Annotated in this window: 28 protein-coding genes and 1 pseudogene; 21 read left to right on the top strand and 8 right to left on the bottom strand. The window is 46.2% G+C overall.

The features are described from left to right. Positions 1 to 25 precede the first annotated feature (25 nt). Complete coding sequence (gene sppA, locus HPY27_RS17995; protein ID WP_174225603.1) at positions 26 to 991, bottom strand: signal peptide peptidase SppA; 966 nt, start codon at positions 989 to 991, stop codon at positions 26 to 28. 177 nt (positions 992 to 1,168) lie between these two features. Between sppA and HPY27_RS17990 the strand changes: the two genes are divergently transcribed. After that, positions 1,169 to 1,897 (top strand): amino acid ABC transporter ATP-binding protein, encoded by a 729-nt coding sequence (locus tag HPY27_RS17990; protein ID WP_217368685.1) that lies wholly within the window; start codon positions 1,169 to 1,171, stop codon positions 1,895 to 1,897. Between the two features lie 59 nt (positions 1,898 to 1,956). On the opposite strand, the gene HPY27_RS17985 is transcribed toward HPY27_RS17990, so the two are convergent. Then, on the bottom strand, positions 1,957 to 2,658 hold the full coding sequence (locus HPY27_RS17985; protein ID WP_017251448.1) for a polysaccharide deacetylase family protein: 702 nt from the start codon (positions 2,656 to 2,658) through the stop codon (positions 1,957 to 1,959). 141 nt (positions 2,659 to 2,799) lie between these two features. On the opposite strand from HPY27_RS17985, the gene HPY27_RS17980 reads away from it, so the two are divergent. From HPY27_RS17980 to gcvH, 6 genes are all read left to right on the top strand, one after another. After that, a complete protein-coding gene (locus HPY27_RS17980; RefSeq protein WP_174225602.1) occupies positions 2,800 to 3,612 on the top strand; it encodes a DUF2797 domain-containing protein in 813 nt (270 codons plus the stop codon). A 47-nt stretch (positions 3,613 to 3,659) separates the two neighbouring features. Further along, on the top strand, positions 3,660 to 3,833 hold the full coding sequence (locus tag HPY27_RS17975; protein WP_017251446.1) for a hypothetical protein: 174 nt from the start codon (positions 3,660 to 3,662) through the stop codon (positions 3,831 to 3,833). Positions 3,834 to 3,966: 133 nt separating this feature from the next. Beyond that, positions 3,967 to 4,332, top strand: coding sequence for an arsenate reductase family protein (locus HPY27_RS17970; RefSeq protein WP_026043314.1), 366 nt, complete (start codon positions 3,967 to 3,969; stop codon positions 4,330 to 4,332). After that, positions 4,329 to 5,519 (top strand): aminotransferase class I/II-fold pyridoxal phosphate-dependent enzyme, encoded by a 1,191-nt coding sequence (locus HPY27_RS17965; RefSeq protein ID WP_174225601.1) that lies wholly within the window; start codon positions 4,329 to 4,331, stop codon positions 5,517 to 5,519. Before HPY27_RS17970 ends, HPY27_RS17965 begins: the two co-directional genes overlap by 4 nt. 33 nt (positions 5,520 to 5,552) lie before the next feature. Further along, positions 5,553 to 6,005: a redoxin domain-containing protein gene (locus HPY27_RS17960; protein WP_017251443.1), complete on the top strand. Its 453-nt coding sequence runs from the start codon at positions 5,553 to 5,555 to the stop codon at positions 6,003 to 6,005. Positions 6,006 to 6,064: 59 nt separating this feature from the next. Beyond that, complete coding sequence (gcvH, locus tag HPY27_RS17955) at positions 6,065 to 6,445, top strand: glycine cleavage system protein GcvH (RefSeq protein ID WP_017251442.1); 381 nt, start codon at positions 6,065 to 6,067, stop codon at positions 6,443 to 6,445. Positions 6,446 to 6,499: 54 nt separating this feature from the next. Here gcvH and HPY27_RS17950 read toward each other — a convergent pair whose 3' ends face one another. Continuing rightward, positions 6,500 to 8,554, bottom strand: a complete 2,055-nt coding sequence (locus HPY27_RS17950) for a methyl-accepting chemotaxis protein (protein ID WP_174225600.1) — start codon at positions 8,552 to 8,554, stop codon at positions 6,500 to 6,502. A 308-nt stretch (positions 8,555 to 8,862) separates the two neighbouring features. On the opposite strand from HPY27_RS17950, the gene HPY27_RS17945 reads away from it, so the two are divergent. The 10 genes from HPY27_RS17945 (at position 8,863) to sufB (ending at position 19,499) form a co-directional block, all read left to right on the top strand. Next, positions 8,863 to 9,303 carry a hypothetical protein gene (locus HPY27_RS17945; RefSeq protein WP_017251440.1) on the top strand — a complete coding sequence of 147 codons (441 nt, stop codon included), beginning with the start codon at positions 8,863 to 8,865 and terminating at the stop codon, positions 9,301 to 9,303. 22 nt (positions 9,304 to 9,325) lie between these two features. Further along, the gene (locus HPY27_RS17940) at positions 9,326 to 9,718 is read left to right on the top strand and encodes a VOC family protein (RefSeq protein WP_007726371.1); all 393 of its coding nucleotides are present in this window, start codon (positions 9,326 to 9,328) and stop codon (positions 9,716 to 9,718) included. Positions 9,719 to 10,217: 499 nt separating this feature from the next. Then, on the top strand, positions 10,218 to 10,559 hold the full coding sequence (locus tag HPY27_RS17935; protein ID WP_017251439.1) for an SCP2 sterol-binding domain-containing protein: 342 nt from the start codon (positions 10,218 to 10,220) through the stop codon (positions 10,557 to 10,559). Between the two features lie 59 nt (positions 10,560 to 10,618). After that, a complete protein-coding gene (locus tag HPY27_RS17930) occupies positions 10,619 to 11,761 on the top strand; it encodes a M20 peptidase aminoacylase family protein (protein ID WP_017251438.1) in 1,143 nt (380 codons plus the stop codon). A 292-nt stretch (positions 11,762 to 12,053) separates the two neighbouring features. Next, on the top strand, positions 12,054 to 13,637 hold the full coding sequence (pckA, locus tag HPY27_RS17925) for a phosphoenolpyruvate carboxykinase (ATP) (RefSeq protein WP_174225599.1): 1,584 nt from the start codon (positions 12,054 to 12,056) through the stop codon (positions 13,635 to 13,637). A 666-nt stretch (positions 13,638 to 14,303) separates the two neighbouring features. Continuing rightward, positions 14,304 to 15,092: a Fe-S cluster assembly ATPase SufC gene (sufC, locus tag HPY27_RS17920; RefSeq protein WP_017251436.1), complete on the top strand. Its 789-nt coding sequence runs from the start codon at positions 14,304 to 14,306 to the stop codon at positions 15,090 to 15,092. A 21-nt stretch (positions 15,093 to 15,113) separates the two neighbouring features. Beyond that, on the top strand, positions 15,114 to 16,412 hold the full coding sequence (sufD, locus tag HPY27_RS17915; protein WP_017251435.1) for a Fe-S cluster assembly protein SufD: 1,299 nt from the start codon (positions 15,114 to 15,116) through the stop codon (positions 16,410 to 16,412). Then, positions 16,412 to 17,638, top strand: coding sequence for a cysteine desulfurase (locus tag HPY27_RS17910; RefSeq protein WP_017251434.1), 1,227 nt, complete (start codon positions 16,412 to 16,414; stop codon positions 17,636 to 17,638). The genes sufD and HPY27_RS17910 overlap by 1 nt, the downstream gene beginning before the upstream one ends. Next, entirely contained in the window at positions 17,625 to 18,062 is a 438-nt protein-coding gene (gene sufU, locus HPY27_RS17905) for a Fe-S cluster assembly sulfur transfer protein SufU (protein WP_017251433.1), read from the top strand. Before HPY27_RS17910 ends, sufU begins: the two co-directional genes overlap by 14 nt. A 39-nt stretch (positions 18,063 to 18,101) precedes the next feature. Beyond that, complete coding sequence (gene sufB / locus HPY27_RS17900) at positions 18,102 to 19,499, top strand: Fe-S cluster assembly protein SufB (RefSeq protein ID WP_017251432.1); 1,398 nt, start codon at positions 18,102 to 18,104, stop codon at positions 19,497 to 19,499. An 82-nt stretch (positions 19,500 to 19,581) separates the two neighbouring features. On the opposite strand, the gene HPY27_RS17895 is transcribed toward sufB, so the two are convergent. The 4 genes and pseudogenes from HPY27_RS17895 to HPY27_RS17885 all read right to left on the bottom strand — a co-directional run bounded on the left by HPY27_RS17895 (position 19,582) and on the right by HPY27_RS17885 (position 21,691). Then, the gene (locus tag HPY27_RS17895) at positions 19,582 to 20,745 is read right to left on the bottom strand and encodes a tyrosine-type recombinase/integrase (protein WP_174225598.1); all 1,164 of its coding nucleotides are present in this window, start codon (positions 20,743 to 20,745) and stop codon (positions 19,582 to 19,584) included. Between the two features lie 76 nt (positions 20,746 to 20,821). Then, a complete protein-coding gene (locus HPY27_RS17890) occupies positions 20,822 to 21,229 on the bottom strand; it encodes an ImmA/IrrE family metallo-endopeptidase (protein WP_174225597.1) in 408 nt (135 codons plus the stop codon). A 24-nt stretch (positions 21,230 to 21,253) separates the two neighbouring features. After that, positions 21,254 to 21,370: pseudogene (locus HPY27_RS30160) on the bottom strand (helix-turn-helix domain-containing protein); the annotation flags it as partial. 126 nt (positions 21,371 to 21,496) lie between these two features. Next, positions 21,497 to 21,691 carry a tautomerase family protein gene (locus HPY27_RS17885; RefSeq protein ID WP_012685646.1) on the bottom strand — a complete coding sequence of 65 codons (195 nt, stop codon included), beginning with the start codon at positions 21,689 to 21,691 and terminating at the stop codon, positions 21,497 to 21,499. Positions 21,692 to 21,822: 131 nt separating this feature from the next. On the opposite strand from HPY27_RS17885, the gene HPY27_RS17880 reads away from it, so the two are divergent. The 4 genes from HPY27_RS17880 (at position 21,823) to HPY27_RS17865 (ending at position 24,097) form a co-directional block, all read left to right on the top strand. Then, positions 21,823 to 22,116 (top strand): hypothetical protein, encoded by a 294-nt coding sequence (locus tag HPY27_RS17880; protein WP_174225596.1) that lies wholly within the window; start codon positions 21,823 to 21,825, stop codon positions 22,114 to 22,116. 231 nt (positions 22,117 to 22,347) lie between these two features. Beyond that, a complete protein-coding gene (locus tag HPY27_RS17875; protein ID WP_173622916.1) occupies positions 22,348 to 22,923 on the top strand; it encodes a hypothetical protein in 576 nt (191 codons plus the stop codon). 62 nt (positions 22,924 to 22,985) lie between these two features. Continuing rightward, on the top strand, positions 22,986 to 23,336 hold the full coding sequence (locus tag HPY27_RS17870) for a YolD-like family protein (RefSeq protein ID WP_017251425.1): 351 nt from the start codon (positions 22,986 to 22,988) through the stop codon (positions 23,334 to 23,336). A gap of 170 nt (positions 23,337 to 23,506) precedes the next feature. Further along, positions 23,507 to 24,097, top strand: coding sequence for a hypothetical protein (locus tag HPY27_RS17865; RefSeq protein ID WP_174225595.1), 591 nt, complete (start codon positions 23,507 to 23,509; stop codon positions 24,095 to 24,097). Positions 24,098 to 25,150: 1,053 nt separating this feature from the next. Here HPY27_RS17865 and HPY27_RS17860 read toward each other — a convergent pair. Then, the gene (locus HPY27_RS17860) at positions 25,151 to 25,513 is read right to left on the bottom strand and encodes a hypothetical protein (protein ID WP_174225594.1); all 363 of its coding nucleotides are present in this window, start codon (positions 25,511 to 25,513) and stop codon (positions 25,151 to 25,153) included. Positions 25,514 to 26,120 lie beyond the last annotated feature (607 nt).

The raw sequence follows: 26,120 nt of genomic DNA, 5'->3' as shown, positions 1-26,120 counted from the left end.
GCCACTCCTTTTTTGTTTTAACAGGCTAAGGCATGAACTGATACAGCAGGCGAGGTGAACTTTGGCGGTCCCATATTCGATTGAGACCAAGCGGATCAGGATTCGACCAGTACTGCTTCATACTGAATAACAGCTTGCTGATGGAGAGTTGGTCCGCATAGCGTATGACCATGGCTTCTTTTTCTCCAGACAAAGAGAGGGCATAGCGTGTCGCTTCCTCCAAATCGCCGAATTCATCGATGAGCCCCAGGCGTTTTGCTTGTTCACCCGAATAGACACGGCCGTCAGCGATTTCCAGCACGCGCTGACGCGAGAGGTTGCGGCCCTTGACGATGACGTCGACGAAATTGTTGTAGCTTTCGTTGACGAGTGTTTGGAAAATGTGCCGTTCTGGGTCCGTCAGTGGCCGGGCTGGACTGCCGATGTCCTTGAAGCGTCCGCTTTTGATCGCGTATTGATGTACACCTAGCTTGTTCGCAGCTTCACTATAGTTAAACAGATTGAAAATGACGCCGAGACTGCCGGTTAGTGTGTTGGGATTGGCAAAAATCGCATCGCCTGTTGTGGCCAAGTAATAGCCGCCTGAGGCTGCTGTGGAACCCATGCTGACGACAATAGGAAGATTGCGAACCTGCTTGAGCCGCAGCAAGCGTCTGTGTAGTTCATCGGTAGCGACGACCTCTCCCCCTGGACTATCAATGCGAAGGACCACGGCTTTCACCATCTCATCCTCTTCAATTCGGCGTAGCTGTTCAGTCAATAGCTCCGTCATCGAAGGCAGCCCAGCGTTATTTTGCTGCCCCGAAATAACGCCGTTTACAAATAGCTGCACAATTTTGCTGTTGCCATAGCCCGATACCACATTTTCTTCCCAAGCGAACCCAGGATGGTCGACGAGTTCTGTATAAGTCCCGTAAATACCCTCAACCAAAAGCCCTAATAGAAAAACGACCAGTACGATTACGAGCGCGACCCATTTTTTTCGATGCATGAAAACCACCTCACACTTAGCATGAGCCGTCGAGGGCAGAGTTACGCATAGGACTAGCACTGGAAAAAATGGGAATGAGGTAGGCTGACAGTAAATTCATGCAATTTTTAGACTATTGCAGTAAAATGAAATCACAAGAACTACAAGCTTGTTTTATCGCAATAGGGGGACAGACAAATGATTATACAGGTGTCGGATTTGACGAAGAACTACGGCGATCTGAAAGTGTTGAAAGGCATTACGACTCAGGTAGCAGAAAAGGAAGTAGTCTGTGTCATTGGTCCGTCTGGCTCGGGCAAGAGCACGTTTTTACGTTGCTTGAATCAGCTGGAGGAAATGAGCGGCGGAAGGATTGTCATCAACGGACATGATTTATCAGACCCCAAGACCGATATTAATAAAGTCAGAGAAGAGGTCGGGATGGTCTTTCAGCGCTTTAATCTCTTTCCGCATAAAACGGTGTTGGAAAACGTCATGCTGGCCCCTGTAAAAGTGAAGAAAATGTCCCAGGAAGATGCCCGAAAGCAAGGCTTGGTTCTCTTGCAGAAGGTGGGGCTCCAGGATAAGGCCGATGTGTATCCCGAGCGGCTGTCTGGCGGGCAGATGCAACGAGTCGCAATCGCAAGGGCGCTCGCCATGAATCCAAAGGTTATGCTGTTTGATGAGCCGACATCCGCCCTAGACCCGGAGCTGGTAGGAGAGGTGCTTGCCGTCATCAAAAATTTAGCCAAAGAAGGCATGACAATGGTAGTCGTTACACACGAAATGAATTTTGCCAAGGAAGTGGGCGACCGCATCATTTTTATGGATCAGGGTATCATCATGGCAGAAGGTCATCCCAGCGAGGTTTTTGGCAACAGCAAGAATGATCGCTTACGCTCGTTCTTGGGCAAGGTATTGGCGTAAAAAAGAAGGGCACCAGTTGCTTCGTTTCGTTTCATGAAAAACGAGGCACTGGTGCCGTATTATTTTGCTGCATCCAACAATTGACTGACCGTGACAAACCGATAGCCCTGCGAACGCAAATCCGTGATGAGCTCCCGAAGCGCAGCGACTGTTTGCCGTTGGTTCAGACCCCCATCATGAAACAGGATGATATCCCCGGAGGAGACATTGCTTTTGACGCTTTTGGCAATGACATTAGCCGTGCGTGCCAAAGACCAATCGCGAGGATCAATGGACCAGTGAATGATGTCGTAGCCACTGGATTGAACCGCATTCATGACGTCATGTGTCAGGATGCCGTAGGGTGGACGGTAGTATTGCGCCAAAATGCCGGTCGTCTTCAAAATGGAGCGCTCTGCATGCTTGATGTCTTCGTACACTTCATGCTCGGTCAGCTTGTTCAGGTCAAAATGGTGGTAACCGTGGTTGCCGATTTCATGCCCGGCCTTGTAAATCCACTGCATGACCTTTGGATGCTTGTCCACTTGTGAGCCAAGGACAAAAAACGTAGCGCGAACATTGTACTGGTGCAGCACCTCAAGAATTTTGGGCGTGTAGATAGCATCCGGCCCATCATCAAAAGTGAGGGCGACGACCTTTTTCTCTGTGTCGATTCTGTGGATCGGCTCATACGAAGGTAGTGTTTGCTGGGCAAAGGTAGGTAGGGTGCCGTAGCCAAGAAGGCAGGCGAAAAGCAAGGCGTACCGTATGCATTTGCGCATGAACAATCGCCACCTTCTTCTGGGATGTGATTAGGTTCACCTCCTGCCAGGGAAAACATGCTACCAAAAGAAAACAGCGGTCAGAGTAGGTGGCGGTTATGCTAAAATGGAAGAACCGTACATAGGAGAGGAGAGAGTTTGGTGGAACTCCGCGGTATTTTGCAAGGACTAACACACGAGTACCAAGGAGGGGACAAGCCGGTAGACTACTATTTGAATATCGGTGAAGATCGCCTTCCGCTTAATGAATGGCTGGGCAGTGAATTGACGATTTCGTTTTTGGGCGAAAAAAATTGCATTGCCTGTGGCCGCAAAACAAACAAGACGTTTAACAGCGGGTATTGCTATCCCTGTTTTACCAAACTGCCGGAAAATGACTTGTGCATCGTCAAGCCGCATGAATGTCATTTTGACTTGGGGACTTGCCGCGACGAGAGCTTCGGCGAGAGATATTGCATGATTCCTCATTTTGTCTATCTGGCAGTATCGAGTGATATAAAGGTAGGATTGACTCGCAAGCATAATGAATTGAGACGCTGGGTGGATCAAGGTGCGATTCGCGCGATTCCGATTGCGGAGCTTCCCACTCGTCGGATGGCTGGGGAGCTTGAATTCCATTTGAGTCAGTTTTTGCCGGACAAGACCAACTGGCGCAAAATGCTCAAGGGAGATGTGAAGGAAATTGACTTGCTCGCCATGCGTGACGAAGTGTACGGTCATTTTCCTGAACAGTTTAAAGCATTCCAATATCGTGAGGACGAATGGGTAGATATTGCCTATCCGATCTTGGAGTCACTCGATAAAATTAATTCCAAGACACTTGATAAAGAAGAACAGCTCGGCGGCCGATTGATCGGTGTGAAAGCACAGTATTTGATTTTTGATAATGGTGTATTCCAGACGAGAAAGCACGCTGGCTACCAAGTCGAGATCAAAGCAAAACCGTCTGCATAATGACGTGCAAACTCCTCACACTAGGAAATGTGAAGGAGGATGGGCAGATGGATGAGCACATTGAGTACACCATGCCTTTAACCGGGACACTGGCTGAGGCTGTGGAAGACCAGAATGCCAAGCAACTAGGGGTGCCCTTCTCGCCGCTTTCGCAAATGTGGCAGGTAAATCCTGACCAGACGAATGAGAAAGATTATGCTAAGGCCGAGCGCACCGAATAACAGATACCACATGAGAAGGAAACGTATGACGACAGCCAGAAGAGAGGGACGGCTGTCGTTCTTGTTTGCTACACGTTTACCAATTCTTATACAATAAATATAATGACAGAAACGAAAAAGCGAGGAAATGAATATGACGACGAAAGCCTACCTATACAACAAATGTGATACATGCCGCAAAGCGAAAAAATGGCTCACGGATCAACATATTGGCTTCGAAGAAATTCCGATTGTTGATGCACCGCCGTCTAAAGAGGAGCTGCGTCAAATTTGGCAGACAAGCGGTCTCGATTTGCGCAAGTTTTTCAATGTGAGTGGTGTTCATTACCGCGAGCTCGGCTTGAAGGACAAGCTTCCTACAATGTCAGAGGATGAAATGCTTGAGCTGTTGGCTTCCAATGGCAAGCTGATCAAACGGCCTCTTATCGCAAGCGATCGTACGGTAACCCTTGGTTTCAAAGAAGAAGAGCTGGAGAAGGCTTGGGGAGGGAAGGCATGATGCGCCAACCTTCCAACAGACTGAACCATCTTACCGCCGACATTTTTTCAGAGATGGAGGCTCGCAAAAGGGAAGTTGCCAAAACAAGAACGGTATACGACTTGAGCATCGGCAGTCCTGATCAGCAGCCTGACGAGAAGCTACTGCAAACGTTAATCCATGCCATCCAGCAACCAACTGCTTTCCGCTATCCATTGAGCGATGGAACGGCGGCCTTCCGAGAAGAGGTCGCCCGCTGGTATCAATATCGTTTTGGGGTGGAGCTGGCGCCTGATGGGGAGGTTCATTCTTTGATGGGGTCACAGGATGGTTTGGCTCACTTTGCTTTGGCATGGACCGATCCTGGAGATATCGTCCTCGTACCTGATCCTGGGTATCCAATCTACGAAGGCAGTGTTCATTTGGCGGGAGCAGTTCCTTACCGGATGCCTCTACGGGCAGAAAATGAATTTTTGCCAAAGCTGACAGACATTCCAGAGGAGATAGCGGCTCGTGCAACATTCATGATTCTGAACTATCCGAATAATCCGGTTTCCGCGGTCGCTACGTTTGCCTTTTTTGAAGAGGTCGTGGCTTTTGCCAAGCGTTTTGACATTATCGTGGTTCATGATTTGGCCTATTCGGAAATGGTGTTTGACGGCTACCAAGCGCCGAGCTTTTTGCAAGTGCCAGGAGCGAAGGAAGTGGGAATTGAATTTAATTCGTTTTCCAAGAGCTTCAACATGGCAGGTTGCCGGATCGCTTACGTTGTAGGGAATGCAGACATCATCAAGCCGCTTGCGATTGTCAAATCCAATATCGATTACGGCGTCTTTTTGCCTGTACAGCAAATGGCCATTGAGGCTTTGCGAAGGGATCGGGAATCGGGTGAGAAAAACACAGTCGCACCCGTTTACCAAGAACGGCGTGATGTGCTGCTGGGGGCATTGGCACAGGCAGGATGGAGCATTCCATCTCCCAAGGCGACCATGTTCGTCTGGGCAGCTGTACCGAACGGCTGGACGTCACGAGAGTTTGCCTTCGCTTTACTGGAGAAAGCCGGAGTCGTCGTCGTTCCGGGAAGTGCCTTCGGCGAAGAAGGAGAAGGGTATGTACGAATTGCTCTCGTTCAACCTCCCGAGATCCTGTTAGAGGTTGTAGCTGCCATCGATCAATCCGGGATTCTTCACATGAAAACAAGTGTGTAGCGGTTGAAGTCCAAAAAGAGGGGATGAGCTTTCATGCGTTTGCACGAAGAAATGCCTGACTTTCCTGGGATTACAGAGTGGATCAACGGGCAAGTAACCAAAGCTGATTTGGTTGGAAGTCCTGTCTTGGTGCATATCTGGTCCGTCAGTTGTTACATGTGCAAGGAATCGATGCCAAGCATAAACGAATGGCGAGATCAATACGCTGCTAACGGTTTGAAAGTCATTGGAATTCATATGCCTCAATCGGAAAAAGATACAGACATCGAGATGATCAAGAAGGCGATTGCAGAACAACATTTGACACACCCTATTGCAATCGATAATGATAGAGAGACAGCCGATGCATTCCAGAATGAATACGTCCCCGCTTTTTATTTGTTTGACGAGGCTCTTCAGTTACGTCATTTTCAGGCAGGAGAGAAGGGTCTCCAACTGGTAAAAAAACGCTTGTTCAGAATTTTGGGGATCGAAGAGGAATCCTAGAATGTTCGTCTAATTATGTATGTGTAATGGATTGTACCCGATAGGAGGATATGTAAACGATGGAATTCCCGAAAAATCTACGTTACAGTGAAGAGCATGAGTGGGTGCGAGTAGAAGGAAACAAGGCGTACATCGGAATCACTTCTTTTGCTCAATCAGAGCTGGGTGACATCGTGTTTGTCGAATTGCCTGAGGTAGGCACGACAATCCAACAGGATGAGCCGTTTGGCAGCGTGGAATCGGTAAAAACCGTTTCTGAACTGTACGCTCCTGTAACTGGTAAAGTAGTAGAAGTAAATGGCGAACTGGAAGATGCACCTGAACTGGTTAACTCCTCGCCATACGAGCAAGCATGGATGATCGTCGTCGAATTGTCTGATGCAGCTGGGCTGGACAAGCTGATGGATGCAGACAAATACGAAGCGATGGTAAAAGAATAGGAAACAAAAAAGCCGGGGCTTTTATGCTCCGGCTTTTCTTTATATAGGGATGGACTACTCCAGCTTGAATGTTCGTATTGCATCATTAAGCTCTTCTGCCATTTTCGCTAGCATCGTTGCAGCCGAAGAGATTTCCTCCATGGAAGCGGTTTGTTCTTCCGCTGCTGCTGCAACTGTTTGAGAGTTGCCAGCTGATTGTTCTGCGATTTGTGTAATATGCGTTATAGCGGATACAATCGTTTGCATTTGCTGACTGATCTTGCTCATTTCTGTTGTCACTTCATTCATACGGTCGAGCAGCCCTGACGTGGAGCCAGTAATTTGCTCAAATGCATTTCCTGTTGAGCGAACGAGTGTCATGCCTTCTCCCAAAATAGAAGCGCCATGATTCATTGCCGCGATCGCTGAGCCTGTGTCCTGCTGAATCACGGTGACGATGTGACTGACTTGCTCAGCGGCAGAGCTGGACTGCTCGGCCAACTTGCGCACCTCGTCGGCTACAACTGCAAAGCCTCGTCCTTGTTCTCCGGCGCGAGCTGCTTCGATAGCGGCGTTCAGAGCGAGCAGGTTGGTTTGATTGGCGATCGTCGTGATGAGTGAGATCATTTCTCCAATCTCTTGGGAGCGCTGGCCTAGCGTATTGACGATGGTAGAGGTCTTGGCCATCTGGCTATGGATCACATCCATGTGCTCGACCGTTTTAGCTGCCATCTGATTGCCATCTGTGGCTTGGCGGTTCGCTTCTTGTGTAGAGAGATTTACATCCTCAATTCCTTTTTCCATCGCTTCAATGTGTACGGCAATCTCGTTGATGACTTCATAGCCTTGAACAGTCGCATCCACTTGCTGCTCAGTACCGTAGGCAATTTCTTGAACGGATTGAGCGATCTGCTCTGTTGCTTTGCTCGTCTGTTCCGCACTTGCCATCAATTGCTCAGACGTAGCAGCAACCTGTTGAGCGTTGAAGCTGACTTGACCCAGCGTTTCGCGCAAGGTTGCCGTCATGGAGTTAAAGCGATTTGCCATAACCCCTATCTCATCAACTGTCTGAATATCCATGGAAGCAGTAAAATCGCCGTTGGAAAGGGCTTGCGACAGCTGGTTGGCTCGCTCGATTTGTTTGGTCAGGTATTTGCTGAAGGAATAAATGACAGCAATCATGATCAACAGACCGATCAGGCTCACCGTACAAAGCTCGAAGAACAAGTCATAGAGAGGATCTACAATTTCTTTTTCTGGCATAACGAGAGCGATTGTCCAGTTTGTATCTCCGAGCTCTTGAAAATAAACACGATTGATGCCGTTTTCATCGTTAAACGTCTTCATGCCTGACTTCTCTTCTAGAAGAGAAGGACCTATTGCTGCCAAGGAAGCATTCTCGTCAGATTGAACGGAATGATTCATCAGCTTGTCTGATTGAGGATGAGCGAGGTATCTCCCTTTTTGATCCACCAAAAAGGCCCAGCCTGTTTCGCCTACTTTTGTACTGGAGACGAGCTTTTCCACGTCAGTGAGGGTAATATCGTCTGTGGCCACACCCAGAAGCTTTTTATCCGGGGTGTAAAAAGGAGCGACTACCGTCACCATTGACACCTTGGAAATTTCGTCAAAGTACGGCTCTGAATAATCGCTTTTCTTTGTGGTCGTGATGCCGACCTTGTACCAGTCTTGATTTGGATAGTTATAGGAGTCGCTGCTGTATTCATCTGTAATGTTAACCTTGCCGTCAGTCTTTGCCCCGTATGTAGCAACGAGTTTTTTGTTCGGGTCAAATGCGTAAGGTTCCATGAAAATTCCCATTCCAACCGTCGTGTCATTAATGAGAACGGTTTTGGACAGCAGGGAATTTAACTGCTCCAGCGAATTTGTAATAGGAGCCATTTCAATAAAGCGAGCCATACTCAGGGTTACCTTGCTGTGGGCTTCCAGTTGCTTTTCTACATTGCTGCCGACCATATCTAGTTGATAATTCATTTTGTCCTCAATTTCCTGGTTCAGTTGGTCGACAGAGAACCAGAAACCGATACCCACAACGAGCAAAAGTGTCAAGATAATGACAGGAAGGGTAATAGTCAGAGTCCGAGCACGAAGACTTTTGAAACGAAACATGAAACCGCTCTCCTTTTGAATTTTTGCTAAAACGATTATTATTCCTTATTATCGGATAGATTAAGACTATCTTGTATGATGGATTTAGGCAAATGAGGGAAAAATATTCACACTAGTCAGAAAATGTTGCAGAAATCAAAGTAAATCGAGTAAAATAGATAAACCAAATCTTTATGCGATTTCCTTCATTGGTATCATTTGCGGGTGGAGTGTTAATGGGTATATAAGCTACAATGCGGATACAGACAGAAGTTTCGACCAAGAAACGGACATGGACGTTTCATTTGGCGAATAGGGAGGGAGACTATATGAGTTTTTGTTGTGGTGCTGGAATGGTAGGTTCCGTAGGCTCAGTCCGTCATTATAAAACGCTTGTACACAATGTCCCCATCATGTTTTGTCCTGTATGTGACAGAATTGAGGTTCATCCCGGTATTGAGGGAGAATACGAAATTTTAGTAGAATATGCTCAGGGAGATCAGGCTCCAGAAGTGGATTTTGCTGACTTTGTGAGTGTTGACAATACATCCGAGTTGTTTGAGAATTGTACCATGACGGATGAAGCGGCCAGCTTCGCCGAAGTATTAAAGCAGCAGATCGATATTTCACTTGATCTGCTAGGAGTCGCCAAGGAGTTACAGGATGACGATTGGCGGGAAGCATTGATGATTCGTTTAAGACGGTTAAGCGAGCGATTGAAGCAGTACAATAAAAGAAAAGCTAATGTCGCACAAGAGCGCATGACCTGAGTTGACGTGGGAGGCAGTGTGAATGTTTCATTTGAAAGCCGTTCACCACATCGCATTGAATTGTAGTGATGTTGTGAAGGTAGCTCGTTTTTTTAAGGACATTTTGGAAGTCCCTATCCCGGAAGAGAATATGACGGAAGGAGCACCTGTCTACTTTCAAATTGGCACATACACACGGATCGGTCTTCATCCTCATGGCGGGGAAGCTGGGAAAGGCGGCGTAGGGCAGGTCGATCATCTCGCCTTCTCTGTGCAAAGCCGAGCTGAGCTGGACTATCTGGTCGATAAGCTGGAGGCAGAGAATATTTGCTATCGTGGCCCAATTACACAGCCTACTAGCTATAATTTGTATTTTGAGACACCCGATGGTCACCACCTTGAGGTGCGACTCGATAAAGACGAGTTTGATGAGTAGTGTTTCAGGAAGCATCTGCGTAAAGCAGATGCTTTTTTTATTTGCCATCTCACTACTGTGGTGCGAAAAAAGCGGTTGCGGATGTTTTTTTTAGTTTTAGAATGTACCGATGAACAAACAAAGCTGGTGAGAAGAAAAAGCACAGGGCTCGTAGACCTTGACAAAGCCTCCCCAGTCGGAACTTAAAAAAGGGGACCACGCTTGTCGAACACTTCTTCCTGGAGAAACTCCCGCCCGTAGGGTGGCTTTGGCTCGACGGTCCCCTTTATTAAGTGGAGACGGTCAGTGAATCCCTTTGCGGGCGTGTCAGAGTCGAAGAGAACTGTGCTTTTTCTTCTCCTCCACGATGTTGACTCAAAAGCCCTCTTTAAAGGTCTTTCTAAAATGTCGAGAAAAAGATAGCTACCCTGACAACAGCCGACAGTGACTCTCATTCCTCGCCAAAGGATTCGACCTGACAGGCCACGAACCCAATTGGGAAGAGAGGGGTGGCGTGCAGATGATCGGAATGGGCAGACTGCTTTTTGAACTGGGCGAGAGACTGCAAGGAAAAGCACACTTGCGATTCATAACAGCAGGATGGGAGCGCAGGATCGGAATTGTGGTCGATGATTCACCTTCACAGTGGCAATTGACGATAGTAAAAGGCGTTGCATCCTGGGATGTGTGGACAGAAGAACAGTCTGCCGATCTGATCATCAGGGGAGCGGAGAAACAAATGCACATGCTGTTTGGCGGCGATGAGCTCGTCTATGCGCTCGCCAAAGAAAAGGTGCAAATAGCAGGGCCATTGCGCGACCAATTGAAGCTCGATGCCATTTTGCGACTGACCTGTCGGTGAACTGTCTATTAGGGCAGTGTGATATAATAGGAAGAAACGGTTTTGGAGGAGGCGCTTTAATGTCTACTGTTATGTCGTTGCAACAGACGGTTGCCGCACGTAAAGATGCTATTGCCGAAACATTCCGTCATCTGCATGAGAATCCGGAGATAAGCTGGAAGGAAGTAGAAACGACTCGTTATTTGGCGGAGCGCATGCGTGCCTTGGGACTGCGTGTTACGACTTTTGACGATTGTACAGGATTAGTAGCTGAATGGGGCGAAGGGAAGCCAGTTGTTGGCTTGCGCACAGATATCGATGCTCTCTGGCAAGAAGTGGGGGGTGAATGGCGCGCGAATCATTCCTGCGGTCATGACGCCCATATGACATTGATCGTGGAAACGGTAGAAGCATTGGTTGCCGCTGGATATCAACCGCCGGGAACGTTAAAAATTTTGTTCCAACCAGCAGAAGAAAAAGGAACAGGAGCATTGAAGCTGGTGGAGAAGGGTGTCGCCGATGACATCGATTATTTGTACGGTGTTCACTTAAGACCGATTCAGGAGATGGCAAATGGAACGGCGGGACCCGCAATCTACAATGGAGCAGCCATGTTTCTCTACGGGGAAATCACAGGAGTGGCTGCGCACGGAGCGAGACCGCATCTCGGGATCAATGCGATAGAAGTAGCGGGAGCCATTATTTCTGGACTCGGGCATATACATATCAATCCGATGGTGCCTGCTACCGTTAAAATGACCATGCTGCAAGCCGGGGGAGAGAGCTACAACATTATTCCGGACAAGGCGCGTTTTGCTCTCGATCTGCGAGCGCAGACGAATGAGGCGATGGAGACCCTCGAGAATCGCGTTCGTCAAATGATTAACGGAGTCGAGGAGTCTTTTCAGGCACGCATAGAGGTAGAGTCCGGTTCTCGCATGGTGGCGGCGGAGGTCGATGATCAAGCGAAGGCATTTATGGAGCAGGCGATCGTAGATGTGCTCGGTCAAGAGAATTTGCGAGCGGCTCCTGTCAGTCCGGGAGCGGAGGATTTCCACTACTATACGGTGGAGCGCCCTCATATCAAGGCGACGATGCTGGCTCTTGGATGTGATTTGGTGCCAGGGCTGCATCATCCGCTGATGCATTTTGACCGCTCTGCATTGGAAAAAGGTGTGGCGATTTTGTGTCAGACAGTCGTAAAAACGTTTGAAAATACGTAAATCTTTATGCCTTGTGAGAGCAACACTAAGGGAGTAAACTCTTGGTGTTGCTCTTTTTGTGGGGAAAATGTCTCTGTGTACTTCCCGTATAGTCGATAGACTGATTGGTTTGTGGACAAAATACTGCTGTTGGGGAATAATACGCATGAGGAGGGTTATTCACACATTCTCCATGAGAGATTATAAAATTATGTAGCTTATTTAGCTAAATGTGATATACTAATTACAAATCGAGCGACAATTAGAAAGTCACAATAAATGATACACATTTTGGGAAGGAGATCGTTCACACATGGAAACCAATACGGTTCAAAAGCTTACTGACATTCTTGGAGCTACAAAAGTGTATCATAACTTACCTGTAGCTAATCTTGTTGAGATGGCAGTGAAGCGTGGCGAAGGGATTTTGACCGATAAGGGGGCGCTCAATGCGCTAACAGGGAAGTTTACCGGCCGTTCGCCAAAGGACAAATTTGTGGTGGACGAAGCTTCCGTACACGATAAAATCAACTGGGGTCCGGTTAACCAACCAATCAGTACTGAAAAATTCCAAGCACTTCAACAAGACGTGCTCCAATACTTACAATCAAAAGATGAACTGTTTGTCTTCGATGGCTTTGCGGGTGCAGATACAACCTATCGCCTGCCAATCCGCGTAGTGAACGAATTCGCATGGCATAACCTGTTTGCACGTCAGCTGTTCATCCGTCCGTCCGAAGAAGAACTGGCTGCGCACGAATCAGAATTCACGGTTATTTATGCGCCTAATTTCAAGGCCAATCCTGCGGTACACGGAACAAACTCCGAGACCTTCATCGTGATGAGCTTTGAGCAAAAGACAGTATTGATCGGTGGCACTGAGTATGCTGGCGAAATGAAAAAGTCGATCTTCAGCGTCATGAACATGCTGCTTCCAGAGCGCAACGTACTCTCGATGCACTGCTCTGCGAACGTAGGTAAAGACGGTGACGTTGCCCTGTTCTTCGGTTTGTCCGGTACAGGAAAAACAACGCTGTCTGCTGACCCGGACCGCTTCTTGATCGGTGACGATGAGCACGGCTGGTCTGACAATGGCGTGTTCAATATCGAAGGCGGATGCTATGCAAAATGCGTCAAGCTGTCTGAAGAAGGCGAACCGCAAATCTGGAAAGCAATCCAGTTCGGTACCGTACTTGAAAATGTAGACGTAAACGAAGCGACTCGTGTAGCAGACTACGATAGCACCAAATATACAGAGAATACACGCGCTGCATACCCAGTGGAAGCAATTCCGGGTGCTGTGATTCCAGGCGTGGGCGGGCAACCAAATGTCATCGTCTTTTTGACAGCCGATTCGTTCGGTGTATTGCCTCCAATCTCCAAGCTGAATAAAGAGCAAGCCATGTATCACTTCCTGTCTGGCTACACCAGCAAAATGGCAGGTACAGAGCGTGGTGTAACTGCTCCGCAAACAGAGTTTTCTACTTGCTTCGGTTCTCCATTCTTGCCACTGCATCCTGTAGTATATGCAGAAATGCTCGGTAAGAAGATTGACGATCGCAAGGTTCAAGTATACCTGGTGAACACTGGTTGGACTGGTGGTCCGGTAGGTGTTGGGCAACGTATGAAGCTGTCCTACACGCGTGCGATGGTAACAGCAGCATTGAACGGTGAGCTGGAAAAAGTAGACTATGTAGCTGACGAGATTTTCGGGGTACAAGTACCAACTTCTTGCCCGAACGTTCCTGCTGAAGTTCTGCAACCACGCAATACATGGGCAAACAAGGAAGATTACGACAAGCAAGCGGCTGATCTGGCTGCACGCTTCATTGAGAACTTCGAGAAAAAATTCCCGAATGCAGCAGATATTGCGAATGCGGGTCCTAAAGTAAAGTAATCGAACAAGAAAGAAACGGGTAGACAATAAGGTCTATCCGTTTTTTCTTCGTGAAAACAGAAAAAACCGTCAGTGACCGACGGTTTTTAGCTCATCCGTTACTTGCTGCCATCGAATACTTTCGAGGTATTGATTGGGACAACTTTTCCATTTGACTGACGGAAAAGAGTCAGGTAAGCTTCCCAAGGGAGCCCTTCAATAGTGTGATAGCGATACATAACCATTATATATGAATGGTTCTGCTTTGGTTTTGACGACGTGGTCATTGACTATCAATTTAATGTTGGAGAAACGAGCATATATTTTCTCTGTGTCCGTTTTGCGAAGACTGTGGGCCACCTACAAGTAGTAAGACAATAGCGAGTTTCTTGTTACTCTTTTTCAAAATGCTCCATCCCTTTCTAGGTATCTAGTGGTGTTTTTTACAAAAAGTACCTGGAATTTAGACAAAAACGTATGTCCAAAAGTTACAAAGGGAAAAATGCTGCGGAGGCAACAATATTTAGGAAGGATTCATGAGCAAAAACGGACTTTCTAAATATAATGATATAAAAAATACAGATATGTTTCATTCCTTGATTTATAATTATTCTTATTATAAGATAGTTATTGAGAATGGATTGAGAATTTACCAACTCACTTTTGACGTGTATGGAGGGAATTCAGATGACAGCAGTACCGCATTTGCAAATAAAAAACCTTCGCGCCAAGATCGAGGACAAAGAGATCCTCAAAGGCCTGAATTTGGAGATCAAGGGCGGCGAAGTGCACGCGATCATGGGACCAAATGGTACCGGTAAATCGACATTGGCATCCACATTGATGGGTCACCCAAAATATGAGGTAACCGATGGCGAAGTGCTGATCAATGACGAAGACTTGTTGGAAATGGCAGTAGACGAGCGCGCACGTGCAGGTCTGTTCCTGGCGATGCAATACCCGTCCGAAATCAGCGGTGTAACTAACTCTGACTTCCTGCGCTCTGCGATTAACGCACGCCGTGGCGAAGGAAACGAAATCTCCCTGATGAAATTTATCCGTGAGATGGACAAAAAGATGAACACGCTGGAAATGGATGAGTCTTTCTCCCACCGTTACCTGAACGAAGGTTTCTCCGGTGGTGAGAAAAAGCGTAACGAGATTCTGCAAATGATGCTCTTGGAGCCAGCTATCTGTATTCTGGATGAAATCGACTCCGGTTTGGACATCGACGCATTGAAAATCGTTGCAGCTGGTGTAAACGAAATGCGCTCCGCAGACCGCGGATTCTTGATTATTACGCACTACCAGCGTTTGCTGAACTATGTAAAGCCTGACTTCGTACACGTCATGATGCAAGGTCGTATCGTGAAGTCCGGTGGTCCTGAGCTGGCTGAACGCCTGGAGGCAGAAGGCTATGACTGGATCAAGGAAGAACTCGGCATCGAGGACGAAACCGTAAACGCCAACGTGTAGGATGAAGGAGGCAGCAGTGAAATGAGTGTGGATGTACAGCTACGCTTCGATTCCGAGGCGATCACCCAGTACTCCAAAGCTAATCAGGAGCCTGCCTGGTTCCTGGAAAAGCGCCTCGCTGGACTGAAGGCGGCGGGAGAGCTGGCGCTCCCTGCCTTGGAGAAAACGAAGATTGATAAATGGAATACCGTTGATTTCGATCCGTTCCAAACCACTGCAAAGGTGGCAGCGGCGAATGAACTCAGCGATTTGGTAAAAGCACAAATCGATGTCGACAGCGTGAAAAACCTGTTGGTACAAAAAAATGCTTCTACCGTTTTTCAAGCAGTATCCGATGAGCTGAAGGCACAAGGCGTGATTTTCACGACGTTTGCTGATGCACTGCAAACACATGGCGATCTCGTGCAAAAATATTTGCTGAACGTAATCGCACTTGATGAGCACAAGCTGACTGCTCTGCATACGGCAGTCGTGAATGGTGGCGTATTCCTCTACGTTCCGAAAAACGTGGAAGTAGATGTTCCACTGCAAGCTGTGTATGAAATAGCAGGCGACAACGCTCTGTTGGCTCCACATGTTTTGATCGTGGCAGAAGCGAACAGCAAAGTAACCTACGTGGATACATATGTATCTGGCGAAGGCAAAAGCATGGTTGCGAACAGCCTAGTTGAAGTATATGTAGGCGCGGGCGCATCTGTGCAAGTAGCTTCTGTACGTTCTCTGTCTGTAGACGTTCACGACTACAGCTTCCGTCGTGCAACCGTTGAGCGCGATGGAAAAATGGAATGGATTTTGGGTGAGATGAACGATGGCAATACCGTTGCCAACAATACCACCATCCTCAAGGGATCTGCTTCGATCGCAGAGACCAAATCCATTTCTGTAGGTACTGGTTCCCAACGTCAAAACCTCACTTCCCAAGTACAGCATATCGGCACGCACACCGAGTCTGACATGGTGAGCAAGGCTGTTATGACGGATGAAGCAGTGAGTATCCTGAACGGTATCACGAAAATCGAAAAAGGCGCTGAAAAGGCAAACGGCGTACAGGCGGAAAACATCCTGATGCTGAGCGATAAATCTCGCGGTGATGCCAATCCGATCCTGTTGATCGACGAGGATGACGTTAAAGCGGGTCACGCAGCTTCGGTAGGACGTTTTAGTGAAGAGTCTATCTTCTACTTGATGTCCCGTGGTATTTCCCGTCAAGGCGCAGAACGTCTGATCATTCTCGGCTTCCTGGAGCCAGTTGTCGCTGAGATTCCAGTAGAAGAAGTGAAAAACAGACTCCGTCAGGCGCTTGAAAGGAAGTTAGGCTAATGAACGCCAAGGAGCTTCGGAAATATTTTCCCATCCTTGACCAGGAAGTAAACGGACATCCGCTCGTTTACTTGGACAATGGTGCAACCTCTCAAAAACCGATTCAGGTTATTGAGGCGATGGCTAAATACTACAGGGAGTATAACTCTAATGTGCACCGTGGCGTGCACACCTTGGGCAACATAGCGACAGATGGGTACGAGGGCGCGCGTGAAAAAGTTCGCGCCTTCATCAACGCCCGTGAAGCCGCAGAAATCGTCTTTACGCGTGGTACGACATCTGCTTGTAATACGGTAGCGTATGGCTATGCTCGCATGTTCCTTAAGCCGGGAGATGAAATCGTGACCACATTGGTGGAGCATCACGCCAATTTCATTCCTTGGCAGCAGGCAGCCAAGGCGACCGGAGCGACTTTTAAGTTCATTCCGCTGGCAGAGGACGGCACCGTTACTCTGGAAGCGGTTAAGGAAACGATTACGGACAATACCAAACTCGTTGCCATTCACCATGTTTCCAACGTATTGGGGGATACTACCCCAATCAAGGAAATTGCCCAAATCGCCCATCAGCATGGTGCACTTCTCTTTGTTGATGGAGCGCAGGGTGCTCCACACAAGAAAATCGACGTCCAGGATTTGGATTGCGATTTTTATACGTTTTCCGCGCACAAGATGGCTGGTCCGACAGGCGTAGGTGTCCTGTATGGCAAGCGTGAGGTGCTGGAGCGTGTGGAGCCGATGGAGTTCGGCGGAGAAATGATCGACTATGTGGATATGTACGACTCCACTTGGAAGGAGCTTCCTTGGAAATTTGAAGGAGGTACACCGATCATCGCAGGAGCTATCGGATTGGGAGCAGCGATTGACTTTTTGGAAGAGATCGGAATGGACAATATCGAGCGTCATGAAAAACATCTCGTGAAATACGCGATGGAACAAATGCGCGAGATTGAAGGACTGAAGATTTACGGCCCACAGCAGGATCGCAGCTGCTTAATTACATTCAACCTGGATACGGTACATCCGCATGATTTGGCGACGGTGCTCGACAGCTACGGAATCGCAGTTCGTGCCGGTCATCACTGCGCACAACCGCTGATGCGTTGGCTGAATGTGACGGCTACCGCTCGGGCAAGCTTCTATCTGTACAATACAGAAGAAGAAGTAGATGTGCTGATCGCGGGCTTGAAGAAGACGAAGGAGTATTTCGGCAATGTCTTCTCTTGATGATTTATACCGCCGCGTCATTATGGATCACTACCAGAAACCACGCAACCGCGGGAAGCTGGAAGAATCCGAAGGACTCATTGTAAATTTGAATAACCCGACCTGTGGTGACAGCATCTCGCTCTCCTTGAAAGTGGAGGATGGCAAGGTGGTAGATGCCAAGTTCCTTGGAGAAGGCTGTTCGATTAGCATGTCATCTGCGTCAATGATGACGGATGCGATCAAAGGCAAACCAGTTGCTGAAGCACTGGAGCTGTCACAGAAATTCTCCGATATGATGCAAGGTAAAGAAATCGATGACTCGATTGATCTTGGCGATATTGAAGCTTTGTCTGGCGTAGCCAAGTTCCCAGCGCGAATCAAGTGCGCGACATTGGCTTGGAAAGCATTGGAGCAAGGCGTCAAACAGGCAGAGCAGGAATAGGGATAGGTAAGGGACATGAACACGAAGGAGTGAGCAACGATGGCTGTTAAAGGCCCAGAAATACAGGAGTATCAGTACGGTTTCCACGATAAAGACGTTTCCGTATTCCGTACGAAAAAGGGTTTGACCCGCGAGATCGTCGAAGAAATTTCGAAGATCAAGGATGAGCCAGCTTGGATGCTGGAATTCCGTTTGAAATCGCTGGACATCTTCAACAGCATGCCGATGCCAAAATGGGGCGGCGACCTGGATGACCTCGATTTTGACAGCATCACCTACTACGTAAAGCCTTCTGAAAAGCAAGGCCGTAGCTGGGATGAGGTACCAGAAGAAATCAAGGCAACCTTCGATAAGCTGGGTATTCCAGAAGCTGAGCAAAAATTCCTAGCTGGTGTATCTGCTCAGTACGAATCTGAGGTTGTTTACCACAACATGCAGGAAGACCTGGAAAAACTGGGCGTTCTCTTCTGCGACATGGATTCCGCAGTAAAACTGCACCCAGAAATCGTGAAGGAATATTTCGCGACAGTGATTCCTCCAGCAGATAACAAGTTTTCTGCACTGAACTCGGCAGTATGGTCCGGTGGCTCCTTCATTTACGTTCCAAAAGGCGTAAAAGTGGAAACTCCGCTGCAAGCATACTTCCGCATCAACTCCGAGAACATGGGTCAATTCGAGCGTACGCTGATCATCGCGGATGAAGATTCCTTCGTTCACTATGTAGAGGGCTGTACAGCTCCAATCTACAGCACGGATTCCTTGCACTCTGCTGTTGTAGAAATCATCGTAAAAGAACGCGCTCGTTGCCGTTACACCACGATCCAAAACTGGTCCAACAACGTATACAACCTCGTTACCAAACGTGCGGTTGCTTACGCGGATGCGAACATGGAATGGATCGATGGTAACATCGGTTCCAAGCTGACGATGAAATACCCAGCAGTTATCATGAAAGGACCTCGCGCAAAAGGTACTGTTCTTTCCATCGCAGTAGCAGGAAAAGGACAACACCAAGACGCAGGTGCGAAAATGATTCACCTGGCGCCAGATTGCACATCGACGATCATTTCCAAGTCCATCTCACGTGATGGCGGAAAAGTAACCTACCGTGGTCTGTCCCAGTTTGGACGCAAATCGGAAGGCTCCAAGTCCAACATCAAGTGCGATACGCTGATTCTGGATAAACTGTCCACGTCCGACACGATCCCGTACAACGAGATCATGAACGACAGCATCACGCTTGAGCACGAAGCGACTGTATCCAAGGTATCCGAGGATCAACTCTTCTACCTGATGAGCCGCGGTTTGTCAGAAGCAGAAGCAACTGAGATGATCGTAATGGGCTTCATCGAGCCATTCACAAAAGAATTGCCGATGGAGTACGCGGTAGAGATGAACCGTCTCATTAAGTTCGAAATGGAAGGCAGTATCGGGTAGGAAACTATAAAGCGTTGTTGTCCCAACGTTTTATAAGTGGAATACGAAGTAAGAAAAACAATCGTGCCGATTTCGTGCCGATTCAAATTGTTCTTTTGGTGTAGGAGGCGAACTTTTTAAGTTCGTCTTCTTCAATTTTTTCGGTGATGGACAGATATGTGTCGGCGGTCGTTTTGATCGTCTTATGTCCAAGTCGCTTTGATACATATACTAGACTGGCTCCAGACTCGAGCAATAGGACGGAGTGAGTGTGTCGAAACCCATGGGTACCCTTGTACTCTACTCCTGCTTTTTCACAATACTCCTGAATCGATTCACGTATTGTCGAGGGCGTTAAATAGTTCCCTAGGTAGTTTTGAAAAATAATTTGATCCTCGTTTTGACGAAATGTTTTACTTCCAAGAATAAGCTCGTTTTGTTTCGCTTTGAACTTTTTAAGTTCTTTTAAGAGATCATCTTCCAGGCCGATTGTGCGATAAGATGACGTATTTTTAAGAGTGGTCAGTTTCACGTTGTTATTATCGTCTCTACTCGTTTGGCGTTCCACTGTGAGTTGATTACCATTAATGTCAGTCCATCGCAAGGCCAGAGCTTCACTGATGCGTAATCCGGTTCGGCTCAAAAAGTACATGAGCATATAGTAAAGCGGGTATCCTTCAAAGCGCTGGTGCTTATAATTTTTCATGAAATCTAACAGTGTGTTCAGCTCTTGAAGTGAGAAATACTTAATCTTCTTTTTTTCTGCTGTCGAGTCCTTCACTGGCACCTTTAGGCGATCTGCCGGGCTCTTCTCCAATACTTCTAACTCGTGAACAGCGTAATGAAAAATGCTTTTCATCACGGACAGGTATTTCAGACAAGATCCGAGTGAATATTTTGGGCGGCCACTTTTGTCAGTTTCGTCCACATAATCTTGTATCCATTTCTTAATGTCTGCCCGTCTTATCTTCATAATTCTTTTGTTTTCAAATTCTGGCTTAATGTGCAATCGAATAATAACTTCGATTTGCCTAAAAGTCGATTCTTTCAGCTCGTTCTTTTTATGGGCCAACCAGCTATCTACTACCTCATCAAACATCCTATTGCGATCGTTTAAGGTCTGCCCGTAGTAAATCCGTTCTTCCACTTTTGCTGCTTCGATTTCCGCTTTTTTTTTCGTTCGATAGGTCCCAATGCTGAATTCATTCCCATCACGAGACACCCTTGCTTGCCACTTACCACTAGGGAGTTTTCGAAATGTCGCCATTACAATTATCCTTTCTTGGAACGTTTGTTCGGTTTTAGGTATATAGTAAACAGCCTTGCGGCTGGGAAGCGCAAAGTTACTCAAATAGTTCAAGAACGCCTAATGGCTCGAAAATGATAGTAGATATACCAACCTTTACATGAGTACCATACTTTTCGATGTACCTATTAATAGCGGAGTCTAGGAATTCCTCCGTTACGCCAAGATGATCAGCGAGTTCGAATCGATTTTTGACACCTTGTTTATGGGCTTGGATAAAGGCATTGAGAGGAATAAGTTTCTCATATCCCCAGCTCCTTGCCCGTTTCTCTTGTTTCCGATTGGCGATTTTCGTTTGATCTAAGATATTGCCAGAAGATGTGTGGTGGTGCCCAAGTTCTTCGGCTAATACACAAACTTTTTCCACATTGGATGAAATATATTTATTAATTGCAATTACATTGTTGCTGTATAGATGTCTAGTCCCTGGTGTACGGCCTCCCAAGTTAGTTCCTCGTAGGTCATTCCGTCACTCCTGCTGTTTTCTCTTTAGTTTCACAAACTCTTTAAAGCGCTCAATTTCCTCAAGTTCTTCCTCGGTCCAATCTTCTCCATCATGATGGGCTGCAATTGTTTCCATTTCATCTAGTTTGGCTTGTGCAAGTGATTCAGCCGTAATCCCTAATACGTTACAGAACGTTCAACCCTTAGTTTTACAAAATGTGTAATAAAAAAAGTCCCAGTATCAAACTGGAACTTTTACGAAACATGCTTAAAGTTTTCTGAAATCATCAGTGAGTATGCCCGCATACCCCCAGTTTTCATCGTCAATCTCTTCAATAACGATGTGAGTATGTTCAGGCTTTTTGCCAAGAACATTAACAAGAGTTTCAGTGAACTCTTTCACAATCTGAGCTTTTTGATCACGTGTTGCACCTTTTGTAATTTGAAGGTTGATATATGGCATTTGTTCACATCTCCAATCAGGTTCTTTTATAACGTAGACGGACAAAGTAGCAAATAGTTTCAATCATATTACAGTTTGAGTGACAGGGATTTTTAACTTAATAGTTAGGGAGAGAAGGAGGAGGGGCGAGGGTGAAAAAATATCGGGTGGATACTCAATCCTGGGGAAGTAAGGAATTTGATGATATCGACAAGGCAGAGGCTTGCTATGAATATACAAAAGATCGGCAAATGTCAGAAGGTATCGACGAAAGCAGCTTTGTCGAACTGGTTTGTAGCGAAGATGATTTTGAAGACTATGTCGTGATCAAAAGAGCGGTCGCTATTGAAGATGTGGAAAGAATGACGAAGTGCACGCCAAAAGAAGAAGGTTATGAATGGGATTATTGGGCCAAATGGCAAGAAGTCGATTTATCACAACGGTAAGGGGGAATAGTGATGAAATGTACGTTTTGTGATCATGATATCGAAGCGGACAAGCCCGAATGGATATTGATAAGCAAGAAACCCTCTGTTGATCACTTTTGCTGCTTGGGATGTATGTCGGGGCATGTAGACGAATTAACAATAGAGGCAGAAGAGAAACATGGAGTTATTAATTAAATTGAGGAAGCTGGCGACAGCATTCATGTTACTAGAAAAGAGTAGGTGGTGTAGGTGAAAGATAAGCTGATCGAACGAGTATGTGAAAAGTGCCCCGCTACACAATGGGGAAAGAAGTCGATCTGTAGTGTCCACAACCTCCACGTTGGTAAAATCGAAACCTGCCCGGAGTGGGACGAGTATATTGTAAGCCAGCGAGGATTGAAGTATCACGATGGACAGACCGCTTTCGCGGACCTGGAACCAGCAATGGAATGGTTGCAACGAACAGAAGAAGAGCTGAGGGACTATCCCTTCATGCTACGCGAAATAGACCGTCTGAAAGGATATCTGAAAGACGCTGGAGAGGGCACAGTTGGCGCATACGGAATTGACGCTTTTCAGCCAAAAGGAAAGGGAAAGAACGGCGATAAAACCCACGCCGAGGTTGTAAGAAGGGAAAGAAAGTGGAAGCGCCTGTCGAAGCTACAGGAAATTGTGGAACGTATTGATCAGGCAGTGGAATGTATCACAGACGAAAAGGAAAAGACAGTTTTGGATGCAATTATGGACGGAGAGAAAAATAACTTCATAGCCCGACAGATCGGAGTGAGTAGGCAGCGTTACTACGAGATCAAACGTATTGAGTAGCATAGGTCAGAGCCTGATAAGATGGAAGTGTTTGAAACTTGGGAGAGGGATGGTGCGTTGAAATGGCCTCTAAGATAGAAAATCCTTTTTCAAGTCGTTTTGTGCTGCCGGAGCAACGTGAACTATACTTACAAATGAAAGAAGACGATAAACTCGTGCCCATGCCGATCCTTGAACAAGACGAGCTTGAATCGCTCCAGTACATCATAAGGGATGCAGCTCGGGAGGATTATGCTGTTACCCTTTCTTGGTGGAAGCAAGTGAAAGGTAGCCTGGGAACAACATGCATGATGTGGGGCGTGGTCAAGTGGATTGACCAAAACGCCAGGAGAATTAAGCTTGTGACCGATGAAGATAGTCAGTGGATCAATATGGATCACATCACGGATGTAAAAGCGGTAACGGGGTCGTAAATTAAGTACCATTAGTATATTGCTTTAGGATGACTCCAAAAGAATTGAATCCTTAACGAAAAAGCCACCGGCAGAGAAATTTACCGGAGGCTTTTTGTCGATAAATCTTGTCCCATGTAAGATTATGGCTTATGGTGAGGGTGACTACCAAAATCAGGGGGATTTTACCAGTGAAAAGAGCATCAATTCTTGCATTGTCATTAGGCATCGTGTTAAGTGGCTGCGGTACAACGCCAGAGAATAACACGCCAGCTCCATCAGCCACAACTACCTCATCTGCACCAGCCCCTGCTTCTGAACAGAAAACTATGTCAGCCGAGGAAGTGAGTAGATTTAAGGAGTACGCTCCGAACTTAAAGGGTGGGCCATTTATTACCCAGGCAGAGATTGTTAACCAAAACGAGGCGGTAATCACCTATGCAGACTTTGCAACTTTGAAAAAGACTAAACCTGAAACCGGAATGTCAGAAGCAGATGCAAAGAACTATTGGGAGTCTGGAGACGCGATCAACAAAGCCTTGATGGAAGAGCCGATCCGATTGCTAAAGGAATTCCCTGAACTGCAAAAGGTGAAGGTAACACTGAATCATGGAAAAAAATATACCACTGAGATTGATAGAGCGACTATCGAGGATTATTTGAAGGTAAACCTTGCTGAAACTAAAACTGATAAAGACAAGTGGCGGAATGAAATTGTGAACAAGTTTTTCACCAAGGAAGAACGCGCAAAATACATTGAAAAATTTGTGAAGGCGGAGTAAAAAGGAAAGCCCTAGAACATAATCTCTAGGACTCTCTAACGTGCCGATTTTGTGCCGACTTAAGATGAAAAGTAATGAATTGTTTTGACGAGTCAACATTTCTGAGATAGCGTAAATCAATGTTTTCCTGATGAGTTGCAACGCTATGAAATTAATCAGTATTCAAGTTCGAGATGGAAGGTTCTATCGGATAATCGTTTCGATAACGTGTAAAAACGTGTCTGATTTGTTCAGACACGTTTTTTTATTGCTCCCGTGGACTGCGTGGTAATGTCTAAGTGCATAAGGGGAAAGGAAGGGGATACCTTCTCTTTTTCAAAGCTCTTTGAAGTGTTCTCGTACTTCATTTGTGCAGAGCCAGTGCATCATTTTGATTAATCTTATGCCGACGCTTATTGCGGTGCTGATTTGAGTGGGTAAACATGTTTTGACGAAACGAGAGCAACCCAAAAATATCAATAGGACAATTCTCTTCGCTCGTGACAAAATAACGCCAGCTGCACAGGCCCAATTAAGTTAAATCACTCGTCACTTTTGCCAAAGTACGTAAAAACACACCAAATTCCAATAACTAAATAGAGGAAACCAAACAATCCGTTTGCCACACTCGTTAACAATAAATATAGGCCAATCAAGCAAATGATAATTGAGCCTGTTTTTTGCAAAGTTGTTTTTTTCATAATACTCACCTATGTATAGCAATTTATAAAAAATGTATCAAGAAATTTGTTTATTTTCAAATTGCTCAGAGAGATGAATAGCGTCGGAAGCAGGGGCCATATGAAGTGCCACGGCTATCCCGGCAGTTTGAAAGATGTACAGATACGTCTGGATTTATGTTGATCCTCCTTACAGCGTGGAAAACATGAGAACTGGAGGGAGAATAGAAAAATGAAAACCCGACCAATGGATCGGGCAAAAGAAATCCTTCTATGAAGCTAACCAATCGATGACAAATGAAATGGACATAACTGCGATGTGAGTGTATTCCTGGAACTTTCACCTCCAAAAGCGTTTCCTAAATCTTACCATGAAAAAGCCGTAATGATCTAGTTAGTCTACCTTATGACGCTGTTTTAATATTGAGTATAGAAAGATGAGCAGACACCCAATAAGACTTACACAGCTTATCAATGTATCGTATGGATGATAATTGTGCTCTAAATCCTGAATGGTGTTCATACTCCATAATAGGATGGGGATTACAAGAAAATAATGTAATTTTGTATCATCTACAAATCTGATGTAGGCAAGAGCTAGGATAGTAGAGATGGCAAAAGTCTGAAGGAATCCTTGCATTTCATCGAATGAAATTGCTACCGGAATGTCACTTGCAAGAATCATTTGCATACACCAAAGAAGAAAGAACCAGCCAGTTGCAAATGTGCCCACTGTGAGCTTTAAAAATAATTTCATGGATAAATTACTCCCTGTATTCAATATGCAAGAATTGTGGGAAAATAGCACCGTAGTTAATTGGTTATTCATAATGAGGGGATGGAGGGTCAAAGTAATCTACTAATTCGACAATCCCCCAAAAAATGATGAATGTGATCAACACATATATCCATCGGTTACGAAGCGACTGCGAATTTACGATAAAACCCCAACTAAGTAAGGCTAGTGTAAGCAATATTATTTGTACGAAGTCGAACATATGGAATACACTCCTTCACGTTTTATTACGCAAATGGAGAATATTGGTTGCACGTTAAAAAATACTAAACTATTAAAAAATTTGTATTTTCACCCCTTTTTAACAGAATATTTCGCGATGAACGAAATAAAACAAGAACAAGGCCCTCGGAAAAATCGGGGGCTTTTTTGCGCGTGTTCAAACATGTACATTCGCTTCACACAATGATAAAATGTTCGTATATACAAGAAAATGCTGCCCAACATCATCGAAGTATGCCTACGTATCCAGGCATGCTTTTTTCGGGCGAGCACAACCATTTCACAATGATGCAGTTGCTCTTCTATGAGCAGGCAGCCGTAGAGGTTTTCATACTTTTTGGAGCGG

The organism is Brevibacillus sp. HB1.1, from assembly GCF_013332445.1.
GTDB lineage: Bacteria > Bacillota > Bacilli > Brevibacillales > Brevibacillaceae > Brevibacillus > Brevibacillus porteri.
Note: the sequence above shows the minus strand (reverse complement) of the source record. Positions and strands in the feature narration are given on the sequence as shown.

Bases quoted from the DNA above. Each gene is read 5' to 3' on its own strand.
- sufC (WP_017251436.1), top strand. From the start codon at position 14,304: ATGACAGCAGTACCGCATTTGCAAATAAAAAACCTTCGCGCCAAGATC.
- HPY27_RS17885 (WP_012685646.1), bottom strand. From the start codon at position 21,691: ATGCCATATATCAACCTTCAAATTACAAAAGGTGCAACACGTGATCAA.
- HPY27_RS17935 (WP_017251439.1), top strand. From the start codon at position 10,218: ATGATCGGAATGGGCAGACTGCTTTTTGAACTGGGCGAGAGACTGCAA.
- sufD (WP_017251435.1), top strand. From the start codon at position 15,114: ATGAGTGTGGATGTACAGCTACGCTTCGATTCCGAGGCGATCACCCAG.
- HPY27_RS17940 (WP_007726371.1), top strand. From the start codon at position 9,326: ATGTTTCATTTGAAAGCCGTTCACCACATCGCATTGAATTGTAGTGAT.
- HPY27_RS17930 (WP_017251438.1), top strand. From the start codon at position 10,619: ATGTCTACTGTTATGTCGTTGCAACAGACGGTTGCCGCACGTAAAGAT.
- sufU (WP_017251433.1), top strand. From the start codon at position 17,625: ATGTCTTCTCTTGATGATTTATACCGCCGCGTCATTATGGATCACTAC.
- HPY27_RS17975 (WP_017251446.1), top strand. From the start codon at position 3,660: ATGGATGAGCACATTGAGTACACCATGCCTTTAACCGGGACACTGGCT.
- HPY27_RS17895 (WP_174225598.1), bottom strand. From the start codon at position 20,745: ATGGCGACATTTCGAAAACTCCCTAGTGGTAAGTGGCAAGCAAGGGTG.
- gcvH (WP_017251442.1), top strand. From the start codon at position 6,065: ATGGAATTCCCGAAAAATCTACGTTACAGTGAAGAGCATGAGTGGGTG.
- HPY27_RS17950 (WP_174225600.1), bottom strand. From the start codon at position 8,554: ATGTTTCGTTTCAAAAGTCTTCGTGCTCGGACTCTGACTATTACCCTT.
- sufB (WP_017251432.1), top strand. From the start codon at position 18,102: ATGGCTGTTAAAGGCCCAGAAATACAGGAGTATCAGTACGGTTTCCAC.
- HPY27_RS17870 (WP_017251425.1), top strand. From the start codon at position 22,986: ATGGCCTCTAAGATAGAAAATCCTTTTTCAAGTCGTTTTGTGCTGCCG.
- pckA (WP_174225599.1), top strand. From the start codon at position 12,054: ATGGAAACCAATACGGTTCAAAAGCTTACTGACATTCTTGGAGCTACA.
- HPY27_RS17985 (WP_017251448.1), bottom strand. From the start codon at position 2,658: ATGCGCAAATGCATACGGTACGCCTTGCTTTTCGCCTGCCTTCTTGGC.
- sppA (WP_174225603.1), bottom strand. From the start codon at position 991: ATGCATCGAAAAAAATGGGTCGCGCTCGTAATCGTACTGGTCGTTTTT.
- HPY27_RS17860 (WP_174225594.1), bottom strand. From the start codon at position 25,513: ATGAAATTATTTTTAAAGCTCACAGTGGGCACATTTGCAACTGGCTGG.
- HPY27_RS17960 (WP_017251443.1), top strand. From the start codon at position 5,553: ATGCGTTTGCACGAAGAAATGCCTGACTTTCCTGGGATTACAGAGTGG.
- HPY27_RS17970 (WP_026043314.1), top strand. From the start codon at position 3,967: ATGACGACGAAAGCCTACCTATACAACAAATGTGATACATGCCGCAAA.
- HPY27_RS17965 (WP_174225601.1), top strand. From the start codon at position 4,329: ATGATGCGCCAACCTTCCAACAGACTGAACCATCTTACCGCCGACATT.
- HPY27_RS17945 (WP_017251440.1), top strand. From the start codon at position 8,863: ATGAGTTTTTGTTGTGGTGCTGGAATGGTAGGTTCCGTAGGCTCAGTC.
- HPY27_RS17910 (WP_017251434.1), top strand. From the start codon at position 16,412: ATGAACGCCAAGGAGCTTCGGAAATATTTTCCCATCCTTGACCAGGAA.
- HPY27_RS17990 (WP_217368685.1), top strand. From the start codon at position 1,169: ATGATTATACAGGTGTCGGATTTGACGAAGAACTACGGCGATCTGAAA.